Origin of the sequence: Schlesneria sp. (genome assembly GCF_036405755.1) — a bacterium.
In the GTDB taxonomy this organism is placed as follows: domain Bacteria; phylum Planctomycetota; class Planctomycetia; order Planctomycetales; family Planctomycetaceae; genus Schlesneria; species Schlesneria sphaerica.
Genome location: NZ_DASWWZ010000094.1, coordinates 1 through 8,444 on the forward strand (window position 1 = coordinate 1; position 8,444 = coordinate 8,444).

General features: G+C 57.9%; 8 protein-coding genes and 1 pseudogene. 2 read left to right on the forward strand and 7 right to left on the reverse strand.

Annotated elements, in window-relative coordinates:
- Positions 1-1,547, forward strand: a pseudogene (locus VGE80_RS03070) (hypothetical protein); the annotation flags it as partial.
- A complete protein-coding gene (locus VGE80_RS03075; protein ID WP_440591635.1) occupies positions 1,544-2,827 on the forward strand; it encodes a hypothetical protein in 1,284 nt (427 codons plus the stop codon). The pseudogene VGE80_RS03070 and the gene VGE80_RS03075, both read left to right, overlap by 4 nt.
- A 137-nt stretch (positions 2,828-2,964) precedes the next feature.
- On the opposite strand, the gene VGE80_RS03080 is transcribed toward VGE80_RS03075, so the two are convergent.
- The 7 genes from VGE80_RS03080 to VGE80_RS03110 all read right to left on the reverse strand — a co-directional run.
- Entirely contained in the window at positions 2,965-3,771 is an 807-nt protein-coding gene (locus tag VGE80_RS03080) for a HesA/MoeB/ThiF family protein (protein WP_440591636.1), read from the reverse strand.
- 1 nt (position 3,772) lies between these two features.
- Positions 3,773-4,057: a MoaD/ThiS family protein gene (locus VGE80_RS03085; protein ID WP_440591637.1), complete on the reverse strand. Its 285-nt coding sequence runs from the start codon at positions 4,055-4,057 to the stop codon at positions 3,773-3,775.
- Entirely contained in the window at positions 4,054-4,755 is a 702-nt protein-coding gene (locus tag VGE80_RS03090; RefSeq protein WP_373652315.1) for an ABC transporter ATP-binding protein, read from the reverse strand. The genes VGE80_RS03085 and VGE80_RS03090 overlap by 4 nt, the downstream gene beginning before the upstream one ends.
- Positions 4,752-5,597, reverse strand: a complete 846-nt coding sequence (locus tag VGE80_RS03095) for an ABC transporter permease (protein WP_440591638.1) — start codon at positions 5,595-5,597, stop codon at positions 4,752-4,754. Before VGE80_RS03095 ends, VGE80_RS03090 begins: the two co-directional genes overlap by 4 nt.
- Complete coding sequence (locus tag VGE80_RS03100) at positions 5,590-7,104, reverse strand: substrate-binding domain-containing protein (protein ID WP_440591639.1); 1,515 nt, start codon at positions 7,102-7,104, stop codon at positions 5,590-5,592. Before VGE80_RS03100 ends, VGE80_RS03095 begins: the two co-directional genes overlap by 8 nt.
- A gap of 208 nt (positions 7,105-7,312) precedes the next feature.
- On the reverse strand, positions 7,313-8,107 hold the full coding sequence (locus VGE80_RS03105; protein WP_440591640.1) for a carbon-nitrogen hydrolase family protein: 795 nt from the start codon (positions 8,105-8,107) through the stop codon (positions 7,313-7,315).
- 58 nt (positions 8,108-8,165) lie between these two features.
- Positions 8,166-8,444: hypothetical protein (locus VGE80_RS03110; RefSeq protein WP_440591641.1), on the reverse strand; the 279-nt coding region annotated here is incomplete at its 5' end.

Sequence of the window (8,444 nt, forward strand, 5' to 3'; positions counted from 1 at the left end):
GCCGCACAGGCGAAACTGTCTGGAAAAAAGAGGGGCTCAAGTATTCCGGTCCCTGTGTCCTGCACAATGATCTGATCATCACCAATGCCGTCTCCTACACCGATTCTGCCGGTGCTTACTATCTGGCGGATGGCTCACAGAAAATGAACAAAAGCCCGCTTACGGGTGAGCTTCGCCCCTGGAGCGTCAAACGGGCTTACGGCTGTAACTCCATCATTGCCAGCGAAAACATGCTTACGTTCCGGTCAGGCTCTGCTGCATTTTATGACCTGTTGAATGAAGCAGGGACCGGAAATTTTGGTGGATTCCGATCGGGATGTACGGCCAACCTGATTGTGGCTGACGGAGTTCTCAACGCGCCAGACTACACCAGAACGTGCAGTTGCAGTTATCAGAATCAGACCTCGCTGGCACTTGTCCACATGCCCGATATCGATATGTGGTCTGTCAACAATCTTCTGGTACTCGATCCGAAAGCCGGCCGGGTGCAGCAACTGGGAATTAACCTGGGTGCCCCGGGCGACCGACGCGACCAGCACGGACTTGACTGGTTGGAGTATCCTACCGTTGCAGGAGATTCCCCCAACCTGAGTCTGGAAGTCGATGGAGAATCGAGGTTCTTCCAGGATCACCCCAGCACCAAGTCGTCCGCCACCATTCCCTGGGTCGCGTCGTCAGGCGTGGAAGGGATGCAGTCACTTCGCCTCAGCCTGAAGGCCCAGCCGCTTCACAAGCTGCAGACAGGAATCCCTGTTGAGCACGCCGACGACGACGCCCGCGAATCGATAACGAGTGGTGCCGTCGATCTTGACAGCGGCACAGCAGAACTCGCGGGAACCACAGCGGAACCGCAACTCGTCGGATTCCGTTTCAATGGGATCCGTCTCGCACATGACTCGGCAATTCGATCTGCCCACCTTCAATTCGGTTCGCGCGCCGCCGTTGAAGAGCCGGCCGAGTTCGTCATTCGTGCTGAGGCAGCAGTTAATGCGGCTCGGTTCACGGCTGATAAAAACAACCTCTCTTCGCGGCGACTCACCTCATCCGAAATTCGCTGGAGTCCCGACGCCTGGAAACTGAGCTCCACAGGGTCGGCTCAACAGAGCCCTGACCTCACGCCTCTCATTCGCGAGGTCATCAGTCAAGAGAGCTGGCAGCCCGGGAATTCGATCGTCTTCGTGATCAGGGGTCAGGGACAGCGGACGGTGGCGACGGTTCGCAGCCGTGACGCGACGGGGGCCGCCCGGCTTGTTGTCGATGCCGACGAAGTGACTCCCGTTGATGATTCCGCGGCGCGACTCGACCCCTATCGGGTTCGCCTGCACTTTGGCGTTCCGGAAAGTGCGCCGAAAGAATTCCGTCAGTTCGATGTGGAGATTCCGGGACAGGGTCGAATCGACAACATCCAGCTGGGAGGAACCGCCCCCAAGAGCATCGTCAAGACATTCGATCGCGTCCTTCTCGGAGACTGGCTCGAGCTGATGTTCATCCCCCAGCACGGACGTCCCGTGGTTTCGGGTATCGAACTCCACCGGCTGGAACAATGAACGCAGGCTCCCGACCGAATGAGGCGGTGACCATCCCGCCGTATGAGAAAATCGTGATCGAAACGGATACGCGTCCCATGAAAACCTCACCCGGCTTACTCGTTCCGCGAGTCGCTTTGTGCTTCCTGCTGGCGGTTACCGCACCATTGTCCCTGGCGTGGGCCTGTAACGTGCCCGTCTTCCGTTATGCCCTGGAGCACTGGGCTCCCGACGCCTATCGGGGCGTTGTGTTTCATCGCGGTCCGCTGTCTGCCGAAGACCAGAACCAGTTGGCATTCCTGCAAAGTCAGTTCGACGCGCGACGCGTCAATCTGTCCATCCGCACTGTTGATCTCGACGACACGTCAAAGATGGATGAAAAGCGACTGCTGGACGCTGCCTCCAGACTGAATCCTCGGGTTCCCGCAGGGACGGACGAAACGAGACTCGTCATTCAGCTTCCCGCCTACCTCGAGATGGATCAGCCCATATGGGCAGGCAATCTCCATACTTCGACCCTCGCAACGCTCCTGGATTCGTCCGTCCGGCAGAGCCTGCTGCAAAAGCTTGCCGATGGTCAGACGGCCGTCTGGCTGCTCATCGACAGTGGCGACCCGGCACAGGACGATGTCGCAGCGGCAACGCTCGAGCAGCAGCTCGCCGAATTGACTCGGACTCTGACGCTTCCCGAGCTGACAGATTCGCCCGAGGACATCATTCAGGACGGTCCTCCGGTGCGAGTCGAATTTTCGCTCATCCGCATTCGACGAGACGACCCTGCCGAGCAGGATTTCATTGCGCTGCTGCAAAGTTGCGAACCGGACCTCGCGACGCTCAACGAACCGATGGTCTTCCCGGTGTTCGGACGGTGTCGAGCACTTCTTCCGTTGGTGGGAGCGGGAATTGCGTCCGATACGATTCGCAGCTCGGCCGCTTTTCTGGCGGGAGCGTGCTCGTGCCAGGTGAAAGAACTGAATCCGGGGTTTGACCTGCTGATCACGGCCGACTGGCCACAGTTACTTTCATGGGCCAAACTCCCCGCCACGGCCGGCCTGGATCACCTCGGAAAGGCACCCAAGGAAGCAGAGCTGGTTCCCATCCCTCCCGGTTCTGCGAAGGGCGAGGCAACTTCCACCGACACCACCCCGCCTGAGGTCAAAATCCCAATCGCAAACGAGGACCAGAACCGAACCACTGCGACGTCCCGACGGACACAATTCGGAATCACTCAAATCCTCATACTGGCGGGAGGCGTAATGCTGATCGCGGGGATCGTGTCAGCACAGTTCCACCGCGGTTAGTCGAATACGGCGCCTCAGACAGCGCAGATCTCGCGTCCCATTGGGGTTCATCGACCAAAAGTTCTCTCTCAAAGAACGCCTGCGACGACTTCGGGGGATCGGATTCGGTCATCACTCCAACCAGACCGGCCTGAATTTCAGAGATCGTCACTGGCTCCGGACGTCGTCCCTCTTGAATGAGCGGTCGCACGCCAGCCACTGCACTGAACACAGTCTTGCCGCCGCTCGATCGGCAAGGTCCTGAATCGCATCTCACGCAGATCGAACAGCAAGAGCCGTCCCGCCAGAGATTCCCCCACACCGGTGATGACTTTGATCACTTCCATCGCGGCCAGCGCGCCCACGGTCGAGGAAACCGCGCTGAAGACCGGAAACTTGCGTTTCCACATGGGCGGTGCTTCGGGATAGAGGCATTCCAGGCAAGGCGTCTCTCCGGGAATGACGGTGGTCAGCTGTCCTTCAAGTTCATACATCGCACTGTCAACAAGAGGCTTGCGCTGCCGGACCGCTTCCTGATTCATGAGCAGGCGTTCCGTGAAGAGCGGGGCTGAACTCACGACGATGTCGCAACGACTGACGAGTTCAGCAGCATTCGTTTCAGAAATGTTCTGATCGACCATATCGATCTGCACATTGGGATTGAGCGCCAAAAGTCGGTCCCGAGCGGACTCGACTCGAGGACGATCGATCCAGTCTGTCGTCATGAGAGTCTGACGATTGAGATCATTCCGACGCAGATTACCCCCATGTGCCAGAATCAGCCGCCCGATCCCCGCTGCGGCCAGTTGAAGCGCGACGGCTCCCCCCACGCCACCCACGCGCGAGATCAGCACGGTCGCCCCCTTCAATCGACGCTGCCCTTCACGTCCGAAGTCACGCACGTCGAATTGCCATGCGTAGCGGTCTTCTTCTTCCGGAGTCAGATCCGGCAATTCGTCCGTCATCTCACCCCCCACCAATCGGAGGAAGGAACTCAACGCAGTCCCGGTCCGCCAAACAGACCGCCCCGGCCTGTCCGCCCGGATGAGGCATGCCGTTCACAATGACCAGAAGACTGCGCTGAAGCTCACCGGCCGGATTCAGCAGATACGCTCGCACCGGATTGCCGTACTTTTCACCCAGGTGAGCAACGAGCTGTCCGACGGTCCCCCCATCGGCCATCTCGATGCAGTCTTCTTTACAATCCGTCACCGACCGCAGTTGAGCGGCAAATTCAACCCGCACTCTCATTGCGATCCTCCTTCGGGACGATCGGCTGCGACCGGTCCTGGCCCCGTCAGATTCGATAAGGGCCGTTCGGTAATCTGGTTCGCTTCCATCACGAACAATTGATCGGCGAGAGCGACCGCTTCCGCCCGGCTGTGCGTAATGTGCAGCACGGTCAACTGACGTTCGCGCTGTAGAGATCGGAGCAAGTCGCAGAGTCGGTTACGTGTCTGTTCATCCAGTGCGTTCAGCGGTTCATCGAGCAGCAGCACCTGAGGCTGAAACGCGAGAGCACGTCCAAGCGCCACCCGCTGACCTTCGCCGCCACTCAGATGCTGCGTACGTCGATCAAGTAGACCTTTGATTCCCAGTACCTCCGACAAATCGTGTACGCGTTGGCGAATGGTCACAGGATCCATTCGGCGAATCCGCAGGGCAAACTCCAGATGTTCCCGGACAGTCATCGTCGGAAACAACGCCAGATCCTGAGGAACATAGCCAATCCCGCGATTGGCTGACTTCCACTTCGTCATCTCGTCACCGCAGATCACCACCTTGCCGGCGGTCACCTGTCTGAGCCCACAGATCGCTTCCAGCAGTGTTGTTTTCCCCTGGCCGGTTCCCCCCATGAGGATTCCGTAACGTCCACTCTCCACAGTCAGGTTGACGTGGCTCAGTTGAAACGGTCCTGAGCGGATTGTGACATCGATCAGTTCGATCATCTCCACCCCGCGCCAAGCCAGCGGACAAGACCCAAGACCAGGATGGACGCGACCACCATCAGCAGCGAGACCGCGACCGCCGCCTCAAGCTGACCGACGCTCAGTTCGAGGAAGACTGTTGTCGACAAGACTTCCGTCCGCATGCGCGTCGCGCCGGCAAAGACGAGGATGGGTCCAAATTCTCCCAGCGACCGAGCCCAGGCAATCGTGAATGCAGCGATCAGGCCTCTCCACGCTTGCGGCAGCACCACGAGAAAGAAAGCCTGGCTCCGACGACACCCTAAGGTCAGAGCCACGAGTTCAGCACGGGGGTCAATCTGGTCGAACGTGATTCGCATCGTCTGCACGGCAAAAGCGCACGCTACGGCGAACTGAGCCAGTACGACAGCCGGCTGCGAGTAAGTGATCCTGAGTCCCAGACGTTCCTGAAACCATTGTTCCAGATTTCCCCCTTCCTGAGGGATGTGGAACAAAATTAACAAGCTCAGTCCAATGACCAGCGGCGGCAACACGACCGGAACATCGATCAAGGTGTCGATGATCCAGCGGCCGCGAAACTGAAATCGCGACAGCAGATACCCCAGCGGCGTCGCCACCCAGACCGAAAGCAGCGCGGAAATCGTGCAGGAGATTAGCGTGAGTCGAATCGCCGAACGAATCTCGGGCTTGGCGAGAGCCTGCGAAAAGTGTGCTGGAGAGGTATACGCAATGTCGGCCGCCAGCATGGCAATGACGAGCACCAGATAGCTGCCGCCAAAACCACTCATCACCGTCAGGAAAGGGACGTCCGAACGAGCCCGATGTTTCTGAACCGTTGAAGCCGGACCGTGCGACTCAATCATTCGTCGCCTGCCCCTGATTCAACCAGCGGAATCCTTCGTTGGCGAACTTCTGCTTCGATGATTCGGCGCGAATGGCCTGAAGGAGACGTTCGCTGAGCTGTCGTTGTGTTGATTCCCTGGCAACTCCATAAGGCTGCGTGGCGATCGAGCAGGGGATCCCCTCGATTCGAATCGCGTCCAGAAAATCGGCCGATCCGGCCGCGTTACTCAAGTAGGCCACGGCGGCGTCGAGCGACCCGGTTCGCATCTGATTAACCAGCATGTCCCCCGTCGGCGTCTGCACGACGACATTCTTCATCAGTTCTGACTGCAACCCACTTTCGGCAAACGTTCGCTGTGTAATCCAACCCATGGCACACTGCTTTTCATGGCCGATTCCCACTCGCAATCTGGACTTGGCCAGGTCTTTCAGCGACTTGATCCCGTGGGGATTCCCTTTCTGCACGAGAATCACCAGTTCGTTTTGTGAGACCGCTTCTGAAGTGGGAAAAAGCTCCTTCACCTGATTCATGAACTCCACGTCACAGGCAAAATAGGCGTCGGGAACCTGCCCGGCTTTCATCTGTGCCACGAGGATTCCGCAACCGTTGTAGACTCGGGTCACACGGACCCCTTCGTGCTTCTCAAATGCCGTGATTGTTTCCTCAATCGCAGGTCGCAGCATGGACCCCGCATAGAGTGTCAGTTCAGGCTGCTCATTCCACAAATCGCCATCGGCCACCTGAAACCCGAACTCACGATAACGAAGCTGCCCCTTGTCCCGTGCACTCATGTAACGAACGAAATGAGCCGCCTGCTGAGGCTGGGAACTGGAACTCAAAACGGCAATTCCAATCCGCGATCGAACGGACGTCAGTTCCGGAATCGTGACCGCTTCCAGCGTGTCATAGTCATGCAGAACAGCGTCGAAAACGATTCCCGCATCAACAGCGCCGATCTTCACGTCGCTGGCCACTTCATGAATGGTCGTTTTGAAAACGGTTGTTTGCTTGTTGAGTTCGTCCCAGCGGTTGGATTCGGTAAGAATCTCTCTGGTCAACTTGCCAATCGCAGTCCCTTCGGGGTTACCTTGAGCGATTCGAACTTCGTCGCGTAACAGATCGTCGAGGCACTGGATCCCTTTGGGATTTCCCTTGGAGACCGCGGCCACGGCTTGCATCTCTGCCAGCGGGGACTCGCTGGAGATGAGCTGCTGTTCTTTCGCCAGTTCAAGAAAGCTCACATCAGCCGGCAGAAAAAGGTCGCCGGTCTTCGAGACACTGAGCGAAGCGAGCAGCGTTTGAGAGGGGCCGTATTGAACTTCGACCGCCCTGCCAAACTCACTTTCGTAGTCCTTGCGAATGGCCTCCATCACGCTTTTGTTGCTGGCCGCGCAGTACACCATCAGAGGTTGTTTGCCTGCAGCCGATCCATCACTCTCCCGAGTTTGCTGTGGCCGTTCCAGCAGACTCAAGACGAGCAATCCCAGCAGGGCCGCGGATGCAGCCAACACGGCGAACGGCTTCAACGCGGCACCTCATTGCTTTCTGAACAGAGCATCTCAGGAAGAATTTTTCGTAAGAGACCCCTAGCATAAGTCCCGCTGCTTCACAGGACAACGCTTCTGGAAGCCAGTGCGAGCCTTCATCAAAGTTTGTCCATAACCTGGCAGGAATTTCACACGCGAGGCATCGCTGCGGAATGGACTGGAAGCCGACAGACTGACTTGCCGCGTCTTACTTCCGCATGATCGCCCGGACATGCAGCTTGTCGGGGGATTCACGGACAACGGCAACCCCAGAGCCAGCTTCCTCCAACTGGACCAGCAATTCTCCCGTGGAAGACCAGATGCCACTGCGACCCGCCGATTTCAAACCACCCGATGGTCCACCATAGTTTGCCAGTGCAACCATCATTCGATACTGCTTCGCATACCGAGCCAGCTTTGCGATATCCCCCGCGAAGTCGGAAGGAATGACAAACATGCTCGCCAGATACAGATTGGCCTGCCGCTCTGCCGCCCGCTGAGGATGTTCAGGACGCCCAATGTCAGCGCAGATCGCGACTGCTGCGACGGTCTCGTTGAAGGGAATCAAGGGATTCCGGTCGCCCGGTTGAAAGTGATTCGGCTCGGGAGGTGGAATTTCACCCGTCAGACTGTCGCACACGGAACTGGAGGGAAACGTCCCCAGCCGATGCTTCGTGTAAATCTCGATGGAGCGATCAGGGAGTATGATGAAAGCTCCCACGTAAAGCTTCTGTTCAAGTCTGATCGGAGCCCCCACCACCAGCCGCGTTCCCGATCGCTCTGCCAGATCCACCAATGCTGCCAACCGCACATCGTTCTCTTCGAACGCCAGTGACTCTCCCAGAGCGAGCTCGTATCCGGTCAGCGACAATTCCGGGAACAGGACAATATCCGCCCCTTCATCGACGGCCAATTTTGCCAGTGACAGATGTTCCTCGACATTCGCAGCCACATCCCCCTTTACAGGAGTCGTTTGCGCAACAGCAACGCAGCGTGAAAACATGACGACGTCCCTCGCAGAAGATCCCACACCATCCCCGATCAGCCCCCGCGCAAGAGCGTCACGCTTCGTCCGTCTCACGACGAAACACCAGCGTTCCATCAATCTTAAGCGTCCCTGACCACGCAGGGTAGCCACCCACCTGCGCTTCGCCCGTTGTCGTCAGTAATCCTGTCGCTGTGAGGTTGTGATTTTTTTGGAAGTTCAGGGTAGCAATCCTTCCGGGATGCGCTAAAACTCGGCCATGAGCCCCCCCCCCCACCCAAGAAGCCTGATGTCCGTGTGAATTCTCCTGAACGTCGTCAGTTGGAATGGCGGGACTTTTCTCTGGACGGATATG

Bases quoted from the DNA above. Each gene is read 5' to 3' on its own strand.
- VGE80_RS03090 (WP_373652315.1), bottom strand. From the start codon at position 4,755: ATGATCGAACTGATCGATGTCACAATCCGCTCAGGACCGTTTCAACTG.
- VGE80_RS03105 (WP_440591640.1), bottom strand. From the start codon at position 8,107: ATGTTTTCACGCTGCGTTGCTGTTGCGCAAACGACTCCTGTAAAGGGG.
- VGE80_RS03075 (WP_440591635.1), top strand. From the start codon at position 1,544: ATGAACGCAGGCTCCCGACCGAATGAGGCGGTGACCATCCCGCCGTAT.
- VGE80_RS03085 (WP_440591637.1), bottom strand. From the start codon at position 4,057: ATGAGAGTGCGGGTTGAATTTGCCGCTCAACTGCGGTCGGTGACGGAT.
- VGE80_RS03095 (WP_440591638.1), bottom strand. From the start codon at position 5,597: ATGATTGAGTCGCACGGTCCGGCTTCAACGGTTCAGAAACATCGGGCT.
- VGE80_RS03080 (WP_440591636.1), bottom strand. From the start codon at position 3,771: ATGACGGACGAATTGCCGGATCTGACTCCGGAAGAAGAAGACCGCTAC.